This window comes from Psychroserpens sp., assembly GCF_034670085.1.
Classification (GTDB): domain Bacteria; phylum Bacteroidota; class Bacteroidia; order Flavobacteriales; family Flavobacteriaceae; genus Psychroserpens.
Genome location: NZ_JAXMOD010000007.1, coordinates 156,209 through 178,867, shown reverse-complemented (window position 1 = coordinate 178,867; position 22,659 = coordinate 156,209). Strand labels below are relative to the sequence as shown.

Sequence of the window (22,659 nt, the reverse complement as noted above, 5' to 3'; positions counted from 1 at the left end):
GTATGTTAAAAGACCTCGATTTTAGAGAAGCAACACAAGATGATTTACCAGAAATCACTTCCATTTATAGAGATACCATACGAGCTGTAAACTCTAAAGATTATTCTGAAGAACAGATTGAAGCATGGTCTTCGGGAGCCGACGACACTAAAAAGTGGCAAAATCGGATTAAAAAACACTATTTTTTAGTGGCTGAATATAATAACCAAATCGTGGGTTTTTCGTATCTTAGACAAGGTTTTTATCTAGAAAATATATTTGTCCATAAAGATTTTCAGCGTCAAACCATTGCTTCAAAATTGTTGCGCATCATGGAATCTCAAGTGTCTATCAATGGAAATGACATTATTAAATCTGATATTAGCACTACTGCTCTAGATTTTTTTGACTCTCACTTTTATGACGTTGAAAAAAAACAGAAAAAATCATTTAAAGGACAAGTTTTTGATATCTATATTGTGTTTAAAGAATTATAAAATACCCTAGAAAATTTGAAACAATCCCTATGTATAATAATCCCTAAAAAAAATAACAAAAATGAGAAATCATTGGAATGAAAAATGGAAAGAAATTAAATTTGATGAACATATTGACGACAATGAAAAGTTTAAAATCTCTAATCATGGTAGAATTTTAAACTGCAAACATGATGAAGAATTTCTAGTAAAAAAATACTTCATTAATGGGTATCAAAACCTTCCTGTTAGGCAAAAGAAGAATGGAAAAATGACAAGTCGTTACATTCATAAATTAGTTGCAGAACATTTCCTAGAAAAAAATGATGGCATTTTTGTCATTCATTTGAATTATGACAAAACTGATAATCAAGTTAGCAACTTAAAATGGGCTACTAAAAAAGAAAAGGAAACGCACCAATTCAGTAATCCAAAATTTAAGAATATTGTTAGAAAAAAACCTTCAAACACCAAATTAACTGAAACAAAAGTTAAACTCATTAAACGAAAATTAAACGACCCCAATCGAAGAACGCGATTAAAAATGATTGCAAAACAGTTTGGGATCTCCGAAACGCAACTGTACCGCATAAAAATTGGTGAAAACTGGAGTTCGGTAACAGAATAAAACAGTTTATTTCAAAAACGATTTATTCTTGTGCTTCTCTACTTCTTTCAAAATGAGAATAAATAAATCGTCATTAATATCTTCTAAGATTTTATAACGCATCGACTTCACTACTTTTCGATTCTCAGACACCATATGTTCAGTGTATTTTGTAAGATGAGCAGAATGCCAAAAACCAACATCTACATAATCTTTACTTTGATTCAAATAGCATATGGGTCTTGAATTCACATAATAACACGGAATTCGCCATTTGTACTTTAATTCAGCTTCAGGAAAGGTATGCTCAATAAGAATCTGCAAGTGTATTAAAATAGACTTGAAGGGTTCTGATTGTTTTAAGATATACGCTTCAGCTGGTTTCACTATTAATAACCGATTTGATTCTTTTCAAAATTAACAAAAATTTATATTTGACAATTGAATAAATTTTATTTACTTTGTAATTCAAAGTACTTTTGTATGGAATCAAAAAACTATTTAGAAGATATCAATGAAATAAAAACGATGATGACCAAATCCTCTCGTTTTATTTCACTTAGCGGCTTATCTGGAATTCTGGCTGGAATTTATGCGCTTATCGGAGCATCAATTGCGTATTACCTAGTTTCAAACTCGGTTAGAGGTTACCTAATATTAGATGGTGCTATTTTTAGAATATGTGTCGCAATCTTATTAGGCGTTGCGTTTCTTAGTGTGATGACAGGAATTTATTTAACAACTAAAAAAGCCAAGAAGAATAATGAAAAAATATGGGACAGTTCATCAAAACGTTTGTTGTTTAATTTTCTTGTGCCTTTAATTACTGGCGGAATTTATATCCTTATCATTTTGAATCAAGAACGCTATGGACATACAGCTGCCTTAATGTTAATTTTTTACGGTTTAGCTTTGATTAATGCCTCAAAATACAGCTTAGGAGACATAAGATATTTAGGATATACTGAAATCATCTTAGGTTTAATATGTGCATTCATGCCTAGTTACGGATTTTGGTTTTGGGTACTTGGCTTCGGATTTATGCATATTATTTATGGAACTTGGATGCATTTTAAATATGATATGAAGTAGGAATTTGAAGAAACTTTATACTTTTAACGTTTTAACTTTACACTTAAGATTTGAGCATCATTAACAACATAAATAAAGTCTTTGATCACAGAATCCGATTAGGAATCATGTCTGTGTTGATGGTAAATGAATATGCCGATTTTAATACACTTAAAGAACTGTTAGGAGCCACAGACGGCAATTTAGCAAGTCATACGAAGGCTCTTGAAAAAGCTGAATACATTGTTGTTGAAAAACAGTTTATAGGACGAAAACCGAACACCCGCTACTCTACCACCAAATTAGGCAAAGCGGAATTTAAAAAACATATTGAAGCATTAGAAAAATTAATTAATACACAATAAATCTTTTTTTTTAAACGTTTACTTTGAAATACAAAGTACTTTAAAATTTATAATAATGGAAAATTCAAACACACCTCAGCAAAACAAACAACAGACCAACAAATTATCAAATTGGTTAAAAACTTCAATAACGGCACGAATGCTAATCGTTGGTTTTTTAATCATCATTTTACTAATACCACTGTCCTACATCAATAGTCTTATTGCTGAACGCTCTTTTCGTCAAGCTGACGTTGTTTCTGAAATAAATGATAAATGGGGACATAATGTTCTGGTTTACGGACCGATTTTAAAGCTGCCTTACAAAACCTATTCTGAAACTAAAACCTACAACGAAACCACCAAAACCTATTTCAAAGAAACCAAAACCCATATGAATTATGCCTATATTTTCCCTGAGCGTTTAAATTCTGATGTAAACGTCGATTCCAAAACATTAAAACGTGGAAATTTTGAATCTGCCGTATTCACTACAACCATGGATTTCTCAGGACATTTTATTCCAACAGATTTGAATGACAAAGGCATAAAAACTGAAGATATTGTTTGGGATAAAGCTTCCGTTTTGATCCAGACCACCAATTTAAAAGGTATCAAAAGTGAAATGGTTTTACATCTAAATTCTGAAGCCTATAATTTCCAGACCAATTTTAATTCTAAAGACGACAACCATAACCGTTATCTAGATGTTCTGGAATCTAATTTCATTAAAGCTGAAGACCTTTCAGATACTGAAAATGATAACTTTAGTATCAGCATGTCTTTTAATGGTACACAACAAATCGATTTAATTCCAATTGGAAAAACAACCACCATGTCGATGACTTCTAATTGGCCTGACCCAAGTTTTGTAGGGAATTATTTGCCAAATGATGAAACCAAAGAAATCACTAAAGAAGGGTTTAAAGCCGATTGGAAAGTACTTCATATTAATAGAGCGTTTTCGCAACAGCATCTTAACAAAGTTCCAAATCTTAATGCCTTTGCTTTCGGAACAAAATTCATGGTTATGGTTGACGAATATCAAAAAAGTGAGCGTTCAGCCAAGTATGGCTTTTTGGTCATCGGACTTACATTTTTAATCTTCTTTTTAATACAAACAATGAGTAAAATTGATATTCATCCATTTCAATATCTAATGATTGGTTTAGCGCTAACCATGTTTTACACCTTGCTAGTTTCTATCTCAGAACACAGTAACTTTTTAAAAGCCTATTTAGTAGCTGGTATTTCTGTTGTGGCACTCATTACATTGTATTCAAAATCTATTCTAAGAAACTTCAAATTCTCAATGTTTATTTGTGCCTCCTTAACAGCATTGTACACCTTTATTTATGTGATTATTCAACTAGAAAACTATGCCTTATTAGTTGGTAGTATAGGCTTATTCGTGATTTTAGCCATTGTTATGTTTGTGTCTAGAAAAATAGACTGGAATAATGGTTAATTAGTTGGTGGTGTGACCTCGTTCCGCTTTCTGCATAGAAATGAACGAGGTTTCATTTAAAAACGTATAAAAGATGAAACCTAATATAAATCAAATAGGACAAATTGTTGCTTTACTGAGCTTTGTACTTGGCACTTGTCTATTATCATTTTATCTATTCTTTGGAGAAGATCTAATTAATTTGGGATTCGCATTGACCTATGTAATAATAGCATTAATTATAAATTTTATTGTGTTTATAGTAGTTATTATTAATGGCTTGTTTACTAAAAACAATAAAGGAGAAGCTTTGAAAACTTGTGGACTAATGGCATTAAATATCCCAATAGCCATACTATATTTTTATATGGTAATCCTGTTTCCTAATCAAAACCTCATATGATGACATTCAAATTACATAAAACCTATTTAGTTCTGACACTCCTTATTTTACTTGTTGAAATCTGTATTGCAGCATTTTTAAGCGAAGGCTTTATACGACATACCTTTGGAGATTTTTTAGTAGTTATTTTAATATTTTGTGGTATTAGGTCTTTTATTGAAGCCAATCCAGTCTATATCGCAATTGGTGTATTAGCTTTTGCCTTTGTAGTTGAATTTTCACAATTATATAATCTTTTAGATCATTTACAACTTAGACATCATAAGGTGGCAACCATCATCCTTGGAAGCACATTTCATACCTCAGATCTCATTGCCTACACATTTGGAACGCTAACCATTTTAGCTATAGATTTAAAAACAACACCATGGAAACCTTAAAAACACTTATTCTCAACCGATTTAAAATACTATCAATTCTCACTGTTTCAATGGTTTTAAGCATTGTTCTATTAATGGTTAGAATGAAATTACAACAATCCTTTTACTTGCTTTTTTTAGTTTGGAATTTATGCCTTGCTGTTATTCCTTTTGGTATCACAACCAGCTTAATAAGTAATCCAAAACCTCATAAAATCAAATTTATTCTCTCTTTTGGAATCTGGTTGCTCTTTCTTCCAAATGCACCTTATATCGTTACAGATTTATTGCATTTAAACAATTCTGAACAGCATTTGCTATGGCTAGATGTTTTAGTCATTGTCTCATTTGCATTTAACGGATTGATATTATTTATGCTCTCACTTTCTGACATGGAAAAACTTCTAAAGTTGTATTTAAATCCGAAATACATATTTTCTATTATGCTATCGATTTTTGGATTAACAGCTTTCGGAATTTATCTCGGACGATTTTTAAGGTATAACTCTTGGGAATTAATCAATAATCCGATTGCACTTTTTTCTGACATTACAAAGATTATCTGTCAGCCGAATATTGAAGCATGGATTTTCACAATAACTTTTGGCACCTTTTTAGCAATGTTCTATTATATGATAAAATCAATATCAATAAAACCTTAAAAAATTGACAACTAGGAATCTCTGTTTTTATCTTGTATTTTCCTAACTATTTTCGTAGTTCTATTTCTAGTTAACATTCTTGGCAAAATGGATAAAAATTTATTGAACAGTCCAGGAATTGCAACCACTCGGCCGTTATGCATTGCTTTATAACCATAAGAAGCTACAGCTTTTGGGCATGCCATATTAAAGCCAATTTTATTGTCATTACATCCTTCTGAGACCACACCTTGAAATGATGTTTTTGTTGGTCCAGGGCACAATACAGTGACAGTAACACCAGTGCCTTTTAATTCATTTGAAATGGCTTGTGAAAAGGATAAAAGATAAGCCTTAGATGCATAATATAAAGCCATTAATGGACCAGGTTGAAACGCTGCTAATGACGATACGTTCAAAATTTTACCAGCACCACGTTTAACCATATCTGGTAAAATCAGCTTTATTAAATGTGTCGTTGTTAAAATGTGCAAATGCAACATTTTTGATCCGCGTTCCCAGTCTGTATCGTAAAATGTACCAAACAATCCGAATCCAGCATTATTAATAATAACATCTATTGCAATACCATCAATGTTTTTATAAATGTCTTCAGCAATGTTGAGCAAACTTAAATCTTTAACCATTAAAGTGATTTTGGTTTCACTTGTTTGTAAGATTGTATGCTTTGAATGCTCTAATTTTTCAGAGTCTATATCAATTAAAATAAGCTGGTACCCATCCTTAGCCAGCAATAATGCTAACTCAAATCCGAGTCCAGAAGCTGCTCCAGTTACTAAAGCAGTTTTAGGGCTATTCATTTCCATTAACGTAATCTTGGAGATACTTAAAACGCTCAGTTAGCTTACCATTGTCTGTAGTTATTTTGGCACGTTTTAAAATTCCGCGTTCATCACCATTAAAAAAGGCAGGAATCACATGCTCTAAAAACATGTCTCCAAAACCTTCACTCGCGTCTTTTGGCAACTCACAAGGTAAATTATCTACAGCCATCATTGTTATAGCTTCATCGGCATCATAAGCAACTTCAGTTTCAGAATGTGGATCATAACCATAAAATGGGTCTGCTATTGTTGAAGGACGAATTGTACTCGCCACTGGACCATCAATATCACAAGAAATATCTGCGACTAAATTGATTCGAAAATCTGGATGCTTGGCATCTGCTCTTGTAAATAAATAAGGTGCATTATTTCCGTAGAAATGTCCTGCTATAAAATAGTCTGATTCTTTAGCATATGGCATAAAGTTACTTTCATAAGCAGAAGGATCTTTATAAAACTCCCACTTATCACCTACTTTACCGTCGATTCTTTTGGCGTATTCCATGACATCTGCCATCACGTAAACAGGTTCTGAGAACTCCGAGGTTAAATAAAGCGCATCACTTACTTCTTTAATTTTTAAATGGTCAAGAATTTCTTTTGCTCCCATAGCTACTTTTCCAGTTCCGGTAAGTAAAATTTTAATATTTGGAAGTTTAATTTTATCTAATTCTGCTTTGACTTCATCTAAATCTGCTAAAGTTTCAACTTTAGGAAGATTAAACAATCCATCGCGCAATCCTAAAGCTCTAAATCCGTTATAAGCACCAACCAAACCTGCATAGCGTCCGAAACCAATAAGTCTTGCACCACTTTGCTTAACGATTGTTTCATGGTCATACATTTCGATATTTTTATGGAGCATATCGACCAATAGTTTTCTATTGTATGGTTGTTTTTTTATGGTATGCGAAAAATAGAAGTATTTTTTATTCGGAATTAAATGCTCGAGAGGTACTTCTTTAACACCAATCATGACATCACAATCTGACACATCATCAGTCACTTTAAATCCCTGTTTTCGATACGCATCATCTGAAAACACACGAATATCTGAAGACTCTACGACAAATTCTGCTTGAGGAAATTGGGCTCTAGCTTCAGCTAGTTTTTCTGGTGAGAATACGACACGTCTGTCAGGCGGACTCTTACGTTCTTTGATGATGGCGAATTTCATGCGATGGTTGAATTATAATATAGGTAACTGACAAAAGTTGACAGTTAATTATATTGGTATAAAATTTGTACGAAAATAATAGTAAAAGTAGGGTTATACAAACTTTTTGATAACTTTGCATGTTGCGTTAAGGATGGAACGGTTTGTTTGAGCTCCTCGCAGAGAGCGAGTAGTGAGAGCCTGACCTGAAAGGTAACGCCAAAACAATTACTATAAAAGGGGTCGACTGGTTTTGACAGCGAGACTCATTAAATGGTAAGCACGTCGTGTAATGACATTGAAACACGTAAAAGGCTAGGTCAACTTTTTAAACGGCGAGAATAACTACGCTTTAGCTGCATAATCTGAATTACAGTAAGATTAAGCCTCGTCCTACTAGGTAGGAATGCTAAATGTCTCTAGAAAGCCTTGGTTAATGGCGTTCTTATTAGAGGCATCGTAAATATTAACTTAGATTAGGTAGTGCTTTGATGCCTTTTCGAGATTAAGAAGCTAAGTTGTAAATGGGCTGTCTTTTGCCAGTTTACAATCGAAAATCTAATGAAAGAATAAACGTGTAGAAAGCTCTTTAATAGCTTGTTTGGACGAGAGTTCGATTCTCTCCGACTCCACTAGAGAGGACAATTTCAATTTCATTGAAAATTGCCCTCTTTTTTTTATACCTTAACTTATTGTCTATCTGCATAATAAAACATAAGACATCATTAATTCTGGCAGTTCGACATTCATCAACTTCAAAAAAAAGATTTTCGGTAAATATCGAACCATGTAGCTTTTGTTTCCATTTTAATGATGACTTCTTATAGTGTACTTTTATGTCTTTTAATAATCGAAAAGTTCCAGTTCTATTGTTACCACCACTCCTCATTATATTCTTTTGTCCAAATGTATTTAAACCTTAGCTTTCTTGCAAAAAGTAGTTAATAACATCTACCGTAGAAACAATACCAACAACGCTATCATTTTCTAATATTGGCACTGCATGAAATTTGCCTTTAGTAAATACCTTAGCAACTTCTGCTATACTTGCTTCAGTTGTCAAATAAAATGGATTAGACGTTAAAATATCTTTAACTCGTAACTTTTTATAAACTTCATGATCATCGCTAATTCCTGCTCCAGAAATATGATACATAAAATCAAGTAAACTTACCATACCAACTAACTTATCATTCTCTACTACAGGAATATGATGATGAAACTTGTCTTTTTCATAAATGTGTTTCACATCCAAAAGGTGTTGATTTGGTGTAATACAAACAACGTCTTTAGTCATAACTTTTGTTACAGAATCCGTTTTCATAGGTTTAGGTTTTTTGAATTGTTTTTTAAGAATACACCTAAAATTAAAGTAATAAATAATTTTAGCAAATGATTAATATCATGTCCTAATAGGATGTTAATTAATACATTTAATTCTATTTTAAATTAAATGGATAATTATGAAAACTAAAACCATTTTAGAGCTACTTACTCTAACTTCAAGTGTATATGTTTTGGCAAGAGACACAAATTTTTTAGATAAAATAAGTGCATTTACTGAAAAAGGAAAAGATGAGATTAATAAAATTGCTTCTGATTCTCAAATAGATGAAAATGGAAATGAACTGGACTTAGCTGATAAAATAATCTTAAAAACCAATGAATTAAAAGAAGAGTTACACGATAAAATTGAAGAATTAGTCGTCAAGCTCTATAAAAAAATAAATGTGGCACATTTAGACGAAATTAAAGCCCTAAATGAAAAAATTGATAAGCTAGACGCAAATGTGGCATTATTAGAGGCCAAACAAAATAAAATGAAAGCATAAAAAATGGGTATTCTAACAGGCATTGGAAGAAATTTTAAATCAATCTCTAGATATAACCAAATACTCAAAGTTTTAATAAAATATGGTTTTGAAGATTTTGTAAATTATATAGAAGATAATAAGCAATATACCTTTATTCAAAAATTAATTCCAAAAAGGGCATACACAAAAAAAACGACCTACAGTAAATGGGTAAAAATGAGACTGGTATGTGAAGAATTGGGACCAACCTTTGTGAAATTTGGACAGATTTTAAGCAATAGACCAGATTTAATTCCATTAGAACTCACGTTTGAATTAGAGAAACTTCACGACAATGTTCCACCTATGTCTGAAGGCCTCGCTAAACAGGTTGTAGAAACAGAACTAAAAGATACTGTAGAAAACCTATTCGCTTGGTTTGAGCCAACACCTTTTGCATCGGCTTCTATTGCACAAGTACATAATGTCATTTTGCACTCTGGTAAACGAGTAGCACTAAAAATTCAGCGCTCTGAAATCTATGAAGTTGTTGCAGAAGATATAAAGGCTATGTATAAAATTGCTAAGATTTTAGAACATAGAATCCCATCTCTAAAAAGTTTTGATCCGGTTGGACTAGTTCAAAATTTTGAAGATTCAATACTAAAAGAAATTGATTTTATAAATGAATCTATTAACATCCAACGCTTTTATAACAATCTAGAAAATGACAAGAGTTTAGATCAATTTGCTCAGGCTCCTAAAGTATATCCTGCTTTTACAACTTCAAAAGTACTGGCTATGGAGTTTATTGAAGGCATAAAAATTAATCAAATAAATCAATTAAAAGCTAAAAACATAGACACCAAAGTTATTGCAAGACGACTTGCAATAAGCTTTTTCAAACAAATTTTTGAATATGGTTTTTTTCATGCAGACCCTCACCCTGGAAACTTACTGGTGCTACCTAACAATCATATTTGTTATTTAGACTTTGGCATGATGGGCAGTATGCTTCCAAGAGATGTTTCAATTTTTGGAGAGTTATTTATATCGATTGCAAACAAGGATGGAAAAAAAATAATTAAAACCTTACAAGAACTATCAAATAATGCACCAATCTCAAACATGAGAGATATGGAATTTGATATTAATGAATTTGTAGAAAAGTATTATGTAAGAAACATTCATGACAATGAAATGAGTACAATTTTGCTAGAACTCAAAGATATTATTATTGCACATAATCTTAAGGTCCCTGTTTATTTTTTCCTATTTGCAAGATCTTTAGTTACTATTGAAGGTGTTATAAATAAACTAGACCCAAAATTGGAACAATTCGAAATTGTAAAACCCTATCTAAAAACAAGTGCAACAAAAAAATACAACCCAATAAAAATGGGTAAGAAAGTTGCAAATTCTATTATAGAACTTACAGATTATATAGAAGAATTTCCATCGGATTTAAAAAATGCTATTCGAAAAATTAATTCGGGTAGAGTTAAAGTAGATTTAACACATAAAGGTATTGATCCAATGGTACACACTTTACAAAGAATTACCAAACAATTAATTACTGCCGTTATTATGGTAGCTTTAATCATTGGAGCATCGTTATTTATAATTTTTGATATCAAACCACTCTGGAATAACATTTCTATATTAGGAATAACAAGTTTTAGTCTCGCAATAATTTTAGGTTTTGGTATGTTAAAAAACATCAATAAAGGAGATCATGATTATTGATTTTAATATCTGAGGTATATGAACCAAAAAAAGGCTATCTAAAAATAAAAGACTGCCTTTTTTTTTAAATCAAAATAGATGTTCTAAGGTTTAGAAAACGCTTTTTTAAAATGATCAAAAGCTTCTGAAATTTCAGTTTGAAAATGTTCTAATTTTGTTTCTTCTTTTTTCTTGCCATATTTTCCTTTAAGCTTATCAATAAATGAATTAAAGTCTTTTTTTCTATTTTCATATGTATCTTTTGTTTCTGTTTTATCTTTATTGAATTTTTGTTCTAAAATTTCTAACTGAATTTTAAATTGTTCTATTTCAATTAAAGTTAACGCATACAACCGACTTAATGTTTCATTGGTTTTAATTTTTACTTCAATATCGTGCAAGGTTAAAAGCAATTGTTTTTTTTGTTTTTTAAAGGCATCTTTAGTTTCTGCTTTTCCTAGCGCCAATTGCACTTGTAGTTCATCAAATTTCGTGTTTAGTTCTTCAATTTTTTCTTTAAAGCCTTGTACTTTAAATGCACTATGATGAATAAATAGATTAAATTTCTTTTTAATCTCTTCGTATTTATCTTTAGCTTCTGCTTTTCCTAAAGCAGTTTGCACTCTAAATTCTTCTAGCTCAGTAGCAGTTTTCCTTAGTGCTCCAATTACTTTATCCATAAATTGAATATCTTCCTTTTTTTTCATAATAATTTAGATTAATATTAATCTTAAATATCTATACTTAACCTAAAGTAGACAATGATCATTATCAGTTTTCAATTATTTTAAATGATAGTGGTAATTTAGGAAAATCGACTGCTAATCTTTTTTTTAACAATGCATTTAATTTTAGAATCAAATAAAATCTGTAAACCCTCATCAAAATAGCTCGACTTTAGTCCCATTGACCCCACAAATAATCCTTGTAATCACTACCATTACAAGGATTTTACAATTTATAAACTCTCATCTTTTACAACAAAAAACAAGTTAATTTCTTTGCTTAGTTAGCAGAATCTCTTGTCCCTGAATTATTTGTATATTTAAAGATACCAACCAACAACAAATTAAATCCATGATTAAATTTAAAACTTCCCTCAGTTTAGTAATAACTATTTTTTCTTTCCTAATTGCATTCAGTCAAGGTGATACAAAAACACCTTGTTATACTGATGAAATTATTGATAATCTTATTAAGGATGATCCAAAAGTTCAAGATAAAATTGACACTCTAGATCAAGCCATCAAATCCTATATAAATCAGAATTCCATAAGTTTATCAAGAGAAGCCACAGGTGCAAACATCCTTATTCCCGTTGTAGTTTATATAGTTCATGATAATGGTCCTGAAAATATTTCTGATAATCAGGTTATTAGCCAAATAGATGCTTTAAACAACTATTTTTCAGCCTATGACATTCAATTTTGTTTAGCCACCACAGATGGAGACACGCCTCTTGAAGGAGATACTATTCCGGGAATTATTCGTATTGAGGATTCTGTATTAACTCACAATAATGCTGAGACCGATCATTTTGCTTTAACTGCAACGTCTACACTTTCTAATAGGAAATATCTCAGAATATGGGTGGTAAATGATATTAATAATGGAGGTGCTTATGGATATTCAGTGCTCCCAGGAATGGCTCCAGGTGCTGTTGATGGTATCGTAATGGCTCATAACTCTTTTGGAGATATTGCTACTTGTGGATGTTCAGGATTATTACCAGAAACTCAACACGGAAAAACGTTAGTACATGAAGTAGGTCATTATTTAGGACTGTATCACACTTTTAATAATGGATGTAGTGGAATGAGTAGTTTAGATTGTGATACAGAAGGTGATAGAGTTTGTGATACACCTCCTGTAAGTTCTCCTAATTCAGGTTGTCCAAGCATTGGTTGGGATACCTGTGATGAGGATGATCCCAATTTACCAGATGCAATAGATAATTATATGGATTATACTTCTGAAGATTGTAGAATAAATTTCACTTTGGGTCAGACAGAAAGAATACTAGCTAGCATTAATCTATATCGTTCAGAATTAGTGTCAGTTGAAAACTACATACATACTGGTGTTGCTTGTAGTGGCATATTGTTAGCAGGTTTTCTTATGGATAATTACATGCCTTGTGTTGGTGATACTGTAACATTTACTGCTTTCAATATTGATGGAGCTACCTATGACTGGGATTTTGGCGATGGCACAACAGCTACAGGGTCAGTTGTAACCCATACTTATTCAACTGCCTACACTCCTGCCAATGTTATCCTAACGGTAAGTGATGGCACTTCAGCAACATCAGCTTTTGAAACCCTCTTTATTGAAGATTGTAATACCATTGTAAACGATATGAATAATACTCAAGGTCACTGGTACTTTCCTAGACAACGAGGGTTAGATTTTACTTCTGGAGTACCAGTTTATGACGCAGCAGCCGATATAAACAATACAATGTCACCATCTGGTCAACAAGGTGCATGTGCTGTGCAAAGTGATCAAAATGGAAACTTACTTTTTTACACGGATGGGGAAAGTATATGGGACCAAAATCACATGAGTATTGCTACAAATATTGGAGGCGATAAAAAAGCTACTAGAGGTTCTATTATTATACCAAACCCAGGACATTCAAACGAATATTACAATTTTAATTTGGAATTTGATGGAGGCGAATTTACGTATGCTTCAATATCTATTACTGGAACCCAAGCGAATGTTGTTAGCACAAATAATATCATTATGGCGCCTACAGATTATATTACTTCAGGAGGCACCGTTAATGCTGGCGAAGGAGTTACAGCTATAGCCGGTTGTGATAATAATTACTGGATTATTACAAAAGGGGTAAAAACTGATAATACAAATTTTTTAATGGTATTTCTTGTTGATGATACTGGTGTTTCGTTTCATTCAGAAATAGAAATGCCAAATGTTAATATCAATCATACAACTATTGAAGCTGCTCCTAATGGAAGAAGGGTAGCACTAACTCAAAGTGTTGGTGGTGAAATACACTTGTTTGACTTTGATTTTAATAATGGAATGTTAAGCAATTTAATAATTATAGATCGCCCAGGAACTCATGGTTTGTGCTTTAGTCCTAGTTCAGAATTATTATATACAGTCCAAAGACATGGTTCTGCAACAGACTGGCCAGATATTTATCAATATGATATTACTATAGCTGATCCCAAAAGCTCAGAAACAGTAGTTGGAGAGCTAGAAATTACATCATTACTTGGTGAATATGAGGTTCAATTAGGACCTGATAACAAAATATATATTTCTAGATATGATCATCAACTATCAGTAATTCATCGACCAGATAATATGGCTTCTACTATGTTTCCAAATGCATGTTTCTTTGACAACAATGGGCCATTTTTAGATGATAATTTTATTTCAATCAATAGCTTACCAAATATGGTTGATGCAGCTACAGAAAATGTACTTACAGATGCTATAGCATTCACAATCACAGATTGTTATAGTTACGTGTTTGAAGCTGCTGTGTGTTCAACTAATTATAATTGGAACTTTGGAGACTCGGCTTCTGGAGCAGCAAATACGTCTAGTGAACCTATACCAACACATGTTTTTTCAAGTGATGGGACTTTTAATGTGAGCTTGACTATTGGTGGCACAACAATCAACACTACTGTTGAGGTTGGAAATGAACCTGTAACCATAAGTGGTTCGACTACGGCATGCCTTTCAGAAAGCTCTTTGTCTAACTATTCAATTTCAATTGACGATGATAATACCGTTTTATGGACTGTAGATGGAGGTAGTATTGGAGGTTTATCAAATCAATCTAATGTTGATGTTAATTGGACAACGTTACCTGGCACAGTTACAGCTACCATTACCAATACAATATCAGGATGTACTTCAACAGAAACACTAACCGTAACAGAATTTTGTGACAATGAAGATTGTTTTGATTGCAATTTGGTTTTAAATGAAGTTTTTATTCAACAAGAAAGAGGATGCGGTATTTATCAAGTTTTTGTTCCTTCTGGAAACAGTGACTGTTATAGATTAGACTATTATATTGATGGTGTCCTTCAAGGTCAATTAGCTGAAGGTGGCACATTTATTAATTTCACTGCTAATGGTTCTTATGAAATAGGAATCGCAGTCGTTGATATTATTTCAACTCCTGAAGTTACTTGTGCAAAGCAATCTCAAAAAATAGATATAGCGTGTTTTAACGATTGTCCTAAATGCAAAGATGTGTTTAGTGATCTGGTTGAATCAGTTCTACCAACAGAAAATTGTGGAGAGTTTCAAATTAAGGTACCTGAAGGGATAAACGATTGTTATAAAATTGTTTTAACTCATGAAGATGTTGAAATATCATTAGATGAGGGCATCACTTTATTTGATTATATCGAAAACGGATCGTATACAATTTCTCTAAGTATTGTAGATTTGGCAACTGGAAATAAATGTTCAAAAAAAGACATAAAATTAAGTGTTGACTGCTTTGATAATTGTCCAGATTGTTCAGATGTGTATAGTGATTTGTTTGAAACAATTCTACCTACAGAAAATTGTGGAGAGTTTATCATTAATTTACCTCAAGGAATTACAGATTGTTATAAAATTATTCTAACTCATGAAGGAGTGGACCATACAATTAACGAAGGTGACACAATATTTAACTATGCAGAAAATGGAACTTATATTATAACGATAACAATTATTAATTTAGTTTCTGAAGAAGTATGCCTTAACAAAAGTATACCGTTAACTGTTGACTGCTTTTGCAATACTAGCAATCAAAAAATCAATGATACTTGGGTTTTTGGTCAAAACAAATGGAACTTTGATGATTCGACAACTAATGGATTTACAAATACTCAAATAAGTCACTACATAAAATATGCATCTGCCTCTATAAGTGATAGAAATACAGGAAATTTATTGTTCTATTCAGATGGTATAACTGTTTATGATAGTTTTAATAATATTATGTCTGGAGGGAATGAACTTTTCGGAGATTCAAGCACAGACACTGTTTTAGAAGAATTTTATGCCAATGCATCCATTTGTGGAGGTACAGGATTTAGCCAAAACACTCTTATTCTGCCAAAGCCAGGAACTGACAATATTTACTATTTGTTTTCAAGTTCACATATAAATTCAAATTATAATGATTGTATTAATGGCATTTATTATGATCAAGATTTTAATTTTGGATTGCGATATGCTGAAATAGATATGACTGCCAATGGAGGTTTAGGTGCTGTTATTTCAAAGAATAATATTATATCAAATGCGATTAGTACAGGTTTAACTTCTGCTTTGTCAGGAGATAATGAATCCTTTTGGTTATTGAGTTCTATGGAAGGAGATTTATATGCTTTTAAAGTTGATGATTCGGGTATTCATGTTGACAACCCTGTAATTACATCAACAGTAGATAATATTTGGGGATCTCTCAAAGTTTCACCAGATTGGTCACTGCTATATAATAGGTATTACTTATATAATTTTGATAATTCTACTGGCATAATTAGTAACCCAAATTATATGCTATCAGGATTATCTACAGCTGACGAAATCGCTTATAAAAACACAGCAATTTCTATTAGTCTAGCAGAATTTTCAGCCGACAGTCGTATGCTGTATTTTATTAGCGCTATACCTAACCTATGCACATCATGTGACTCACTTTTTGTAGCAAGTGGACTGTCTATGTACAATACACAAACCCATGAGATAAGAGGTTTATTAAATACTGGAGAGTATGAATTCCCTTTACTAAATTCATCAGTGTATACGGCAAATATTCAAAGAGCCTCAAATGATAAAATTTATTTACTTTTTAATAAACAAGAACATGAAGGACTAAATAACGATTATGTTATCACATCCTTCGGATGGAATGAATTCTCGGCTCCATACACTTATCATTCTTATGAATGGGGTGTTATTGACAATTTAGACCATTGGAATTCAACTATTCATCCTGTAAGTTCAATTGCTGCTCCTTTAGGTGTTAAAAATGGATATGTCTTTCCACAATTAATACCAATTATTTCATGTGAAAATGCTCGTATGTCGACATCAAATTCAATATTAAACAAAACTGAAGTTAGAGAAAACCAGTTACTGGTTTATCCAAATCCTGCTAAAAATGAGGTCACTATAAAACTTAAAAATTCTATTGAGCAAATGGAGTCATTAACTATTAGAACTTTAAGGGGTCAAATTATATATCACAACACAACTACAAGTCAAGTGAGCGTCAAAGAGTTTGATTCTGGGTTATATTTTATTGAACTAAGAACAGTAGAAGGAAAAATATATTTAAAACGCTTGATTATAGAATAAAAACGTCTAAATAAATTTAGTCTAGGACCTATTTTGAAATTCATTACTTATGCATATTATGCATAAGTAATGGTTCAAAATTATACAAGCCACAAACTATCGCAATATCGCGGTAAATTGAGGTTTTTTCCGAAAGTTATAATAACTAAACCCTCATCAAAATGGTTTAACTTTTAAGCCATAGAATCCACAATTATTTATTACTAAAAAAAACCGATTCATGTGTTATTAAAAAAGTATCTATCCTAACGAATGCTCTGCAACTAATTTTACAAAATCTAAAGAACTAATCATACCTTTTATGTCGCCTTCTTCCATTACAACTAAATGATGAACGTTATACCTTAACATCATTTTGGCAGCTGCTTGAGCACTTGAATCGACATGAACAACATAAACATTTGAAGAGGTCATCACATCATCAATAGTTGTGTTTTCATGAACTACTTTGTTTAAATCTGTAGCAGTTACAATTCCTCTTATCGTTATCTCTACCTTCAATTTATCATTGGTATATGAAATAATTGGAATAGCATGAATTCCTTTTTCTTTCATCAGTGTTCTAATGTCATGAACGCTATCTTCTCCAATTGCTGTAGTTACTGGAGTAGACATAAAATCTTTTACTTGTATTCGCATAGACTAGTGTTTTTAGTTTGAAATCTTTAAATAAACAGTTAAAATCAACGCTGTCTATTTGCTCTCCTATAAAATTAAGATTATAAATCCGTTTTAGATATGATAAAAATCATACTAGGCAAATCAACAGAAACAAAAAAACCACTCATTTTGAGTGGTTTTTTTTAAAAGATTTATATAAGACTAATCTCCACTTAGGTGCTTATTATACTCCCAAATTTCATCCCAACGATTAGAAAATGTATCATCTAGTGTATCTAGAAATGTTTCCCAAGAATTCTCGCCATATAACTTTTCATAAGCGGCTTTAAAATTTCTATCTTCATCCATTTCCGCCCAGTTTTTCATAAATCCAACTGTAGCTACATGTCGTCCTAAATCTCCTTGTAAAAACATATTATAATATAAACCCCAAGGATTTTCTCCATCTAAAGACTTAACAGTTTTACTTACTTGTTCGAAAACCTGATTCATTGTATAATCGTGATCGTCAGAGATTTCAAAATATCGAATGTACATTAAAGGATATAAATTATCTGGTCCTAACATACTTGTATTTGACTTTTTATCATCTTGCGACCAATACTCTATTGTATGTATCTCTTTAATATACGGCATCACATTGTCACGCCAGTCAGCATCATGCCCATTAGCTCCTGGGCGAGAATCATTATGCCTGAGCATCATTGATCCCATTTGCCAAATCATTTTACCTGCATTTGGACCTGAACTAATATTGTAAACTGTCGCTTTATAAGGACCTTCCTTATGATACGTTTCATTGTGCTTGCGCATATTTGCACTAAACGTTTTTAATTGTGTATAATCTGCAGTGAACATCATATTTTCCCACATATTATAATCTTCAGATTCGTCTTGAGCATTTACAGGATTTGAAAACGTAAATACCATGGCTAGCATCATTAGAGATGCAATTGATTTTTTCAACATAATTTATTGTTTTTGTTGGTTAGTTTTTGCGCAGTATTCTACTGTGCACGTTATTAATTTAAAATTGAAATAGCATATAATAAATAGAGTTACTAACCCATATTTAAGATAGAGATCAGATTTGAAGACTTTATAAATGTAAACTACGACACTACCAGAAGCAACTGACTTAGGACGAAACAAGCAAATAAATGTACAGAGCCTTATAAATACTTATCGAAGCTATTTTAAACTAATAGAAGGCTGTATTGAATCATAAACCTAAACAAAACCAAGATATCCAGTGATCTTTGAGAAAAACTCAGTCAATTGATTATTCTCATTAAAAAAATTAATACTATTGTATGATTTTTGACCAAATCACTTACGACGTATTAGGCAAATCTCAAATTGAATTGAAGTATAAATTTCAGATTATGGCATCATCAACAGACAACAAGGATTCTGAACATCGCGTCTCTTTCTCAGGACGTGTGAATGATTACAGAAGAAAGATAATGCAACAGCTTACCAAAAACATTGGAAAATCTAATGCTAAGAAAGCTGTTACTCTTAATTCAAATTCAGAAATTAAAAAAGTCTTAATTATAAGACCTAATCATAGATTAGGGAACTTATTGCTTATCACGCCACTTTTGCAAGATGTCACTGAAACATTTCCAGATTGTAAAATTGATATCTTAACAAAGGGAAATTTGGCTCCTTTTATACTTGAGAACTATAAAAACATTGATGGTTATATTGTCTTACCAAGAAAACCGTTCAAACAATTAATAACTTATGTCAAAGTCTGGTTGAGTGTAAAATTTAAAACGTATGACTTGGTGATAAATGCTGTAAAAGGATCTTCCTCTGGAAAATTACTCACAAGTTTCTCTAATGCCAAATACAAGGTCTTTGATGAACTTGAAGAAGATTTTGTTTCAAAAGTGCCTGACAGCTATCATATCGCAAAAAATCCCGTTTATAATTTAAGAAACTACCTCTCAAAAACAGGTTTACCAAAACGCGATAGACCTATTCCTATGTTAGATATGAAATTAGGTTCAGATGAAATTGATAAGGGAAAATCTACTTTACTTGAATTAACTAAAAACACAACAAAAACGATTTGCATTTATACGTTTGCGACAGGCGCAAAATGCTATTCAAAAGAATGGTGGGACGATTTTTACAAGCAGTTAAAGTCAAAATTTTCAGAGTACAATATTGTTGAAATTCTACCAATAGAAAACGTATCACAAATAGATTTTAAAGCACCTGCTTTTTACAGTAAAGATCTCCGTGAAATTGCTTCGGTGATAGAAAACACAAGTTTGTTTATTGGTGGTGATTGTGGTATAATGCACTTAGCTGCTGCAACTAAAACTCCGGTTATAGGTTTATTTTCTAATTCAAAAATCGAAAAATACAAGCCTTATGGCAACACTAATATGGCTATTGATACAGATAAATCTAGTATAATGGAGATTATCAAAGCAGCAGAACTTGCTGTCCAAAATTAACTACTTTAAGATTTGTCTTTTTTCTTTAAGAATGAAAAAATGCCTTTCTTCTTTTCCTTAATATCTTTCGTATCAGTTTCAAACTCACGCTCTTTTTTGTCTTTAGTAAAAAGTCGTTTTAGAAAACCGTCACGCTTTTCTTGTTCACAATCTAAAGCTGCAATTACATCATCTGAAGGTGATTCAAACCTAGCTTTAGTAATGGCATTAAATTTTAAATCTGCATTCATCTGTTTTAAAAATAAAGCCACAATTGGTAAAGCCGAATTGGCTCCTTGTCCAATTGAGGTATTACTAAAACCAATACGATGATCATCATTTCCAACCCATGATGCCATAACTAAATTTGGACTCAAACCTACAAACCAACCATCCTTATTGTTTTGGGTCGTTCCTGTTTTTCCTGCTAAATCATTATCTAAACCATAAGTACTTCGCATACGTTTTGCAGATCCTGTATTTATAGTAGCTTTCATCATCTCAATCATAGCCTGCCTTGTGTTTTCAGAAAAAGCTTCAGTGCCAATATATCGATTGGAACATTCGTAAATAATGTTACCAGATTTATCTTCAATTTTAGTTATGTAAAATGGTTTTGAAACATGCCCTTCATTAGCAAAACTTGTATAGGCTCCAATTAATTCTAACATAGACAATTCTGCCGTTCCTAAAGCTAATGATGGTACTTTTGGCAACTTAGATTGTATTCCCATGCGTTCTGCTTGTTCAATAACAGCATCAATACCCACATCTTCAAGCACTTTTACAGCAATAGTATTTACAGACTCACTTAAGGCTTTTTCAAATGAATAATTAAGATGGCGATCAGCTTCTTCTTTTCCTCCATTGGTTGGTGTCCAACCTTTTTGATTGGTATATGTAATTTCTTTAATCGGATAATAGGTGCAAGCATCCATTCCTTTTTCTAATGCAGTTGTATACACAATTGGCTTGAATGTAGAACCAACTTGTCGCTTTGAAGCCGATATATGATCATATTTAAATCGTTCAAAATTTATGCCTCCAACGTAAGCTTTCACTGCTCCATCTTTAGGGTTTACAGCTACGAATCCTGTGCTCAAAAACTTCATTGTATGCTTTAAACTATCTACAACTGAAACGTCCTTTATTATGTCACCTTCCCAAGTAAACAAACTCTTTTTACTCTTCACGTTTAAAGAATCCATTATGGCTTTTTCACTCCACTTTTGCTTTTTCATTCGCTTATAAAGTGGCAATTCTTTAATGCGTTTTTCAATCAAAGATGTATTAGACATCCAAGGTGCTTTCTTTCCATAAGATGCTTCTAATTGAGATTGCAACGACGCTAGATGTTGTTGCATAGCGCTTTCAGCATAGCGTTGCATAGCAATATCTAAGGTCGTATGGATCTTCAAGCCGTCTTTATACAAATTATACGTTTCATTATTTGCAGTAGACAGACTGTCAAGAAGTGTCTTAACATCATGCCTCACTTTCTCTCTAAAATAAGCTGCAGTACCTTCAGCATGATTAAATTTTCTATAGGCAACTACTAAAGGTTGTTCACTTGTTTTTGTCCTAATATCCTTAGAAATGTATTCGTATTTTTCCAATTGCTGCAAAACAACATCACGTCTTAACTGACTTCGCTCTGGAAATAATCTCGGATTATAACGATGTGGTGCTTTTAAGGTTCCTATTAAAGTAGCAGATTGTGATAAATCAAGGTCTTTGGCAGATGTGCTAAAAAAACGCTGTGATGCACTTTCAATACCGAAGACGTTTTCACTAAATGGAACCGTGTTTAAATACATCGCTATGATATCTTGCTTTGTATACAACGCTTCAAAACGTCTTGCAAGAATCATCTCTTTAGTTTTTATTACTGGCATTGTAAACCATCCATGATGCTCCCTTCCGTAGATATTTTTTGCCAATTGCTGACTAATCGTACTTCCTCCACCTGAGGAATTGTTCTGCATCAAGATGGATTTAAAAAACACACGAAAAAGACTTTTATAGTCAATACCATCATGCTCATAAAACCTCACATCTTCAGTCGCAACTAAGGCATCAACTAAATCTTTTGGAAGATCTTTAAACTCAATAATTTGTCTATCAAAAATGAAGTATTTCCCTAATAATTCTTGATTTGCATCTAACAACACACTGGCTTCTGCTTGTTTAATGTTCGAAATATCTTCTTTGGAAGGTAATTTACCCCAAAATCCGAAATACACTGAAAACCAAAATAGTAGCATTAACACTATACCACTTAAAGACAATTTAAGGAACCATTTCAACCAAGACTTTTTGAATTTTATACTCATATATAAACATTAGATACTATGTATATACGAACGAAAAAACAGAATCGATGTTTTA

20 protein-coding genes and 1 other RNA gene are annotated in these 22,659 nt (G+C 32.2%); 13 read left to right on the top strand and 8 right to left on the bottom strand.

What is annotated here, in order from left to right:
* Positions 1-2 precede the first annotated feature (2 nt).
* Positions 3-476, top strand: a complete 474-nt coding sequence (locus VOI25_RS12725) for a GNAT family N-acetyltransferase (protein WP_323789462.1) — start codon at positions 3-5, stop codon at positions 474-476.
* A 61-nt stretch (positions 477-537) separates the two neighbouring features.
* Positions 538-1,083, top strand: a complete 546-nt coding sequence (locus VOI25_RS12720; RefSeq protein ID WP_323789461.1) for an NUMOD4 domain-containing protein — start codon at positions 538-540, stop codon at positions 1,081-1,083.
* A gap of 6 nt (positions 1,084-1,089) precedes the next feature.
* On the opposite strand, the gene VOI25_RS12715 is transcribed toward VOI25_RS12720, so the two are convergent.
* Complete coding sequence (locus VOI25_RS12715) at positions 1,090-1,449, bottom strand: DUF1801 domain-containing protein (RefSeq protein ID WP_323789460.1); 360 nt, start codon at positions 1,447-1,449, stop codon at positions 1,090-1,092.
* A gap of 96 nt (positions 1,450-1,545) precedes the next feature.
* On the opposite strand from VOI25_RS12715, the gene VOI25_RS12710 reads away from it, so the two are divergent.
* The 6 genes from VOI25_RS12710 to VOI25_RS12685 all read left to right on the top strand — a co-directional run bounded on the left by VOI25_RS12710 (position 1,546) and on the right by VOI25_RS12685 (position 5,348).
* Positions 1,546-2,154, top strand: a complete 609-nt coding sequence (locus VOI25_RS12710) for a hypothetical protein (RefSeq protein ID WP_323789459.1) — start codon at positions 1,546-1,548, stop codon at positions 2,152-2,154.
* Between the two features lie 50 nt (positions 2,155-2,204).
* Positions 2,205-2,498: a transcriptional regulator gene (locus tag VOI25_RS12705; protein WP_323789458.1), complete on the top strand. Its 294-nt coding sequence runs from the start codon at positions 2,205-2,207 to the stop codon at positions 2,496-2,498.
* A 55-nt stretch (positions 2,499-2,553) separates the two neighbouring features.
* Positions 2,554-3,945, top strand: a complete 1,392-nt coding sequence (creD, locus tag VOI25_RS12700; RefSeq protein ID WP_323789457.1) for a cell envelope integrity protein CreD — start codon at positions 2,554-2,556, stop codon at positions 3,943-3,945.
* A gap of 73 nt (positions 3,946-4,018) precedes the next feature.
* Positions 4,019-4,327, top strand: a complete 309-nt coding sequence (locus tag VOI25_RS12695) for a hypothetical protein (RefSeq protein WP_323789456.1) — start codon at positions 4,019-4,021, stop codon at positions 4,325-4,327.
* A complete protein-coding gene (locus VOI25_RS12690) occupies positions 4,324-4,707 on the top strand; it encodes a DUF2809 domain-containing protein (protein ID WP_323789455.1) in 384 nt (127 codons plus the stop codon). Before VOI25_RS12695 ends, VOI25_RS12690 begins: the two co-directional genes overlap by 4 nt.
* Positions 4,695-5,348, top strand: coding sequence for a DUF1361 domain-containing protein (locus VOI25_RS12685; RefSeq protein WP_323789454.1), 654 nt, complete (start codon positions 4,695-4,697; stop codon positions 5,346-5,348). Before VOI25_RS12690 ends, VOI25_RS12685 begins: the two co-directional genes overlap by 13 nt.
* Positions 5,349-5,359: 11 nt before the next feature.
* Here VOI25_RS12685 and VOI25_RS12680 read toward each other — a convergent pair whose 3' ends face one another.
* Positions 5,360-6,154, bottom strand: coding sequence for an SDR family oxidoreductase (locus VOI25_RS12680; RefSeq protein ID WP_323789453.1), 795 nt, complete (start codon positions 6,152-6,154; stop codon positions 5,360-5,362).
* A complete protein-coding gene (locus VOI25_RS12675) occupies positions 6,141-7,349 on the bottom strand; it encodes an NAD(P)-dependent oxidoreductase (protein WP_323789452.1) in 1,209 nt (402 codons plus the stop codon). Before VOI25_RS12675 ends, VOI25_RS12680 begins: the two co-directional genes overlap by 14 nt.
* 218 nt (positions 7,350-7,567) lie before the next feature.
* Between VOI25_RS12675 and ssrA the strand changes: the two genes are divergently transcribed.
* Positions 7,568-7,963, top strand: a transfer-messenger RNA (tmRNA) gene (gene ssrA, locus VOI25_RS12670).
* A gap of 284 nt (positions 7,964-8,247) precedes the next feature.
* Here ssrA and VOI25_RS12665 read toward each other — a convergent pair.
* A complete protein-coding gene (locus VOI25_RS12665; RefSeq protein WP_323789451.1) occupies positions 8,248-8,652 on the bottom strand; it encodes an HPP family protein in 405 nt (134 codons plus the stop codon).
* Positions 8,653-8,791: 139 nt separating this feature from the next.
* Between VOI25_RS12665 and VOI25_RS12660 the strand changes: the two genes are divergently transcribed.
* Together VOI25_RS12660 and VOI25_RS12655 are read left to right on the top strand one after the other, a co-directional pair.
* Positions 8,792-9,160 carry a hypothetical protein gene (locus tag VOI25_RS12660; protein WP_323789450.1) on the top strand — a complete coding sequence of 123 codons (369 nt, stop codon included), beginning with the start codon at positions 8,792-8,794 and terminating at the stop codon, positions 9,158-9,160.
* A 3-nt stretch (positions 9,161-9,163) separates the two neighbouring features.
* Positions 9,164-10,867 carry an ABC1 kinase family protein gene (locus VOI25_RS12655; RefSeq protein ID WP_323789449.1) on the top strand — a complete coding sequence of 568 codons (1,704 nt, stop codon included), beginning with the start codon at positions 9,164-9,166 and terminating at the stop codon, positions 10,865-10,867.
* An 83-nt stretch (positions 10,868-10,950) separates the two neighbouring features.
* On the opposite strand, the gene VOI25_RS12650 is transcribed toward VOI25_RS12655, so the two are convergent.
* Positions 10,951-11,553 (bottom strand): hypothetical protein, encoded by a 603-nt coding sequence (locus VOI25_RS12650; RefSeq protein ID WP_323789448.1) that lies wholly within the window; start codon positions 11,551-11,553, stop codon positions 10,951-10,953.
* A 370-nt stretch (positions 11,554-11,923) separates the two neighbouring features.
* Between VOI25_RS12650 and VOI25_RS12645 the strand changes: the two genes are divergently transcribed.
* The gene (locus tag VOI25_RS12645; RefSeq protein WP_323789447.1) at positions 11,924-17,197 is read left to right on the top strand and encodes a PKD domain-containing protein; all 5,274 of its coding nucleotides are present in this window, start codon (positions 11,924-11,926) and stop codon (positions 17,195-17,197) included.
* Positions 17,198-17,437: 240 nt separating this feature from the next.
* Here the strand turns inward: VOI25_RS12645 and VOI25_RS12640 are convergent, their stop codons facing one another.
* A complete protein-coding gene (locus VOI25_RS12640) occupies positions 17,438-17,836 on the bottom strand; it encodes a cyclic nucleotide-binding/CBS domain-containing protein (protein WP_323789446.1) in 399 nt (132 codons plus the stop codon).
* 183 nt (positions 17,837-18,019) lie between these two features.
* Positions 18,020-18,787 carry a hypothetical protein gene (locus tag VOI25_RS12635; protein ID WP_323789445.1) on the bottom strand — a complete coding sequence of 256 codons (768 nt, stop codon included), beginning with the start codon at positions 18,785-18,787 and terminating at the stop codon, positions 18,020-18,022.
* Positions 18,788-19,131: 344 nt separating this feature from the next.
* On the opposite strand from VOI25_RS12635, the gene VOI25_RS12630 reads away from it, so the two are divergent.
* Positions 19,132-20,292: a glycosyltransferase family 9 protein gene (locus tag VOI25_RS12630; RefSeq protein ID WP_323789444.1), complete on the top strand. Its 1,161-nt coding sequence runs from the start codon at positions 19,132-19,134 to the stop codon at positions 20,290-20,292.
* Between the two features lie 5 nt (positions 20,293-20,297).
* Here the strand turns inward: VOI25_RS12630 and VOI25_RS12625 are convergent, their stop codons facing one another.
* The gene (locus tag VOI25_RS12625) at positions 20,298-22,604 is read right to left on the bottom strand and encodes a transglycosylase domain-containing protein (protein ID WP_323789443.1); all 2,307 of its coding nucleotides are present in this window, start codon (positions 22,602-22,604) and stop codon (positions 20,298-20,300) included.
* Between the last annotated feature and the right edge of the window lie 55 nt (positions 22,605-22,659).

What these genes read in the sequence shown, in the direction of transcription:
- VOI25_RS12725 (WP_323789462.1), top strand. Translation starts at nt 3, where the DNA reads ATGTTAAAAGACCTCGATTTTAGAGAAGCAACACAAGATGATTTACCA.
- VOI25_RS12720 (WP_323789461.1), top strand. Translation starts at nt 538, where the DNA reads ATGAGAAATCATTGGAATGAAAAATGGAAAGAAATTAAATTTGATGAA.
- VOI25_RS12710 (WP_323789459.1), top strand. Translation starts at nt 1,546, where the DNA reads ATGGAATCAAAAAACTATTTAGAAGATATCAATGAAATAAAAACGATG.
- creD (WP_323789457.1), top strand. Translation starts at nt 2,554, where the DNA reads ATGGAAAATTCAAACACACCTCAGCAAAACAAACAACAGACCAACAAA.
- VOI25_RS12695 (WP_323789456.1), top strand. Translation starts at nt 4,019, where the DNA reads ATGAAACCTAATATAAATCAAATAGGACAAATTGTTGCTTTACTGAGC.
- VOI25_RS12690 (WP_323789455.1), top strand. Translation starts at nt 4,324, where the DNA reads ATGATGACATTCAAATTACATAAAACCTATTTAGTTCTGACACTCCTT.
- VOI25_RS12685 (WP_323789454.1), top strand. Translation starts at nt 4,695, where the DNA reads ATGGAAACCTTAAAAACACTTATTCTCAACCGATTTAAAATACTATCA.
- VOI25_RS12680 (WP_323789453.1), bottom strand. Translation starts at nt 6,154, where the DNA reads ATGGAAATGAATAGCCCTAAAACTGCTTTAGTAACTGGAGCAGCTTCT.
- VOI25_RS12675 (WP_323789452.1), bottom strand. Translation starts at nt 7,349, where the DNA reads ATGAAATTCGCCATCATCAAAGAACGTAAGAGTCCGCCTGACAGACGT.
- VOI25_RS12665 (WP_323789451.1), bottom strand. Translation starts at nt 8,652, where the DNA reads ATGAAAACGGATTCTGTAACAAAAGTTATGACTAAAGACGTTGTTTGT.
- VOI25_RS12660 (WP_323789450.1), top strand. Translation starts at nt 8,792, where the DNA reads ATGAAAACTAAAACCATTTTAGAGCTACTTACTCTAACTTCAAGTGTA.
- VOI25_RS12655 (WP_323789449.1), top strand. Translation starts at nt 9,164, where the DNA reads ATGGGTATTCTAACAGGCATTGGAAGAAATTTTAAATCAATCTCTAGA.
- VOI25_RS12650 (WP_323789448.1), bottom strand. Translation starts at nt 11,553, where the DNA reads ATGAAAAAAAAGGAAGATATTCAATTTATGGATAAAGTAATTGGAGCA.
- VOI25_RS12645 (WP_323789447.1), top strand. Translation starts at nt 11,924, where the DNA reads ATGATTAAATTTAAAACTTCCCTCAGTTTAGTAATAACTATTTTTTCT.
- VOI25_RS12640 (WP_323789446.1), bottom strand. Translation starts at nt 17,836, where the DNA reads ATGCGAATACAAGTAAAAGATTTTATGTCTACTCCAGTAACTACAGCA.
- VOI25_RS12635 (WP_323789445.1), bottom strand. Translation starts at nt 18,787, where the DNA reads ATGTTGAAAAAATCAATTGCATCTCTAATGATGCTAGCCATGGTATTT.
- VOI25_RS12630 (WP_323789444.1), top strand. Translation starts at nt 19,132, where the DNA reads ATGATTTTTGACCAAATCACTTACGACGTATTAGGCAAATCTCAAATT.
- VOI25_RS12625 (WP_323789443.1), bottom strand. Translation starts at nt 22,604, where the DNA reads ATGAGTATAAAATTCAAAAAGTCTTGGTTGAAATGGTTCCTTAAATTG.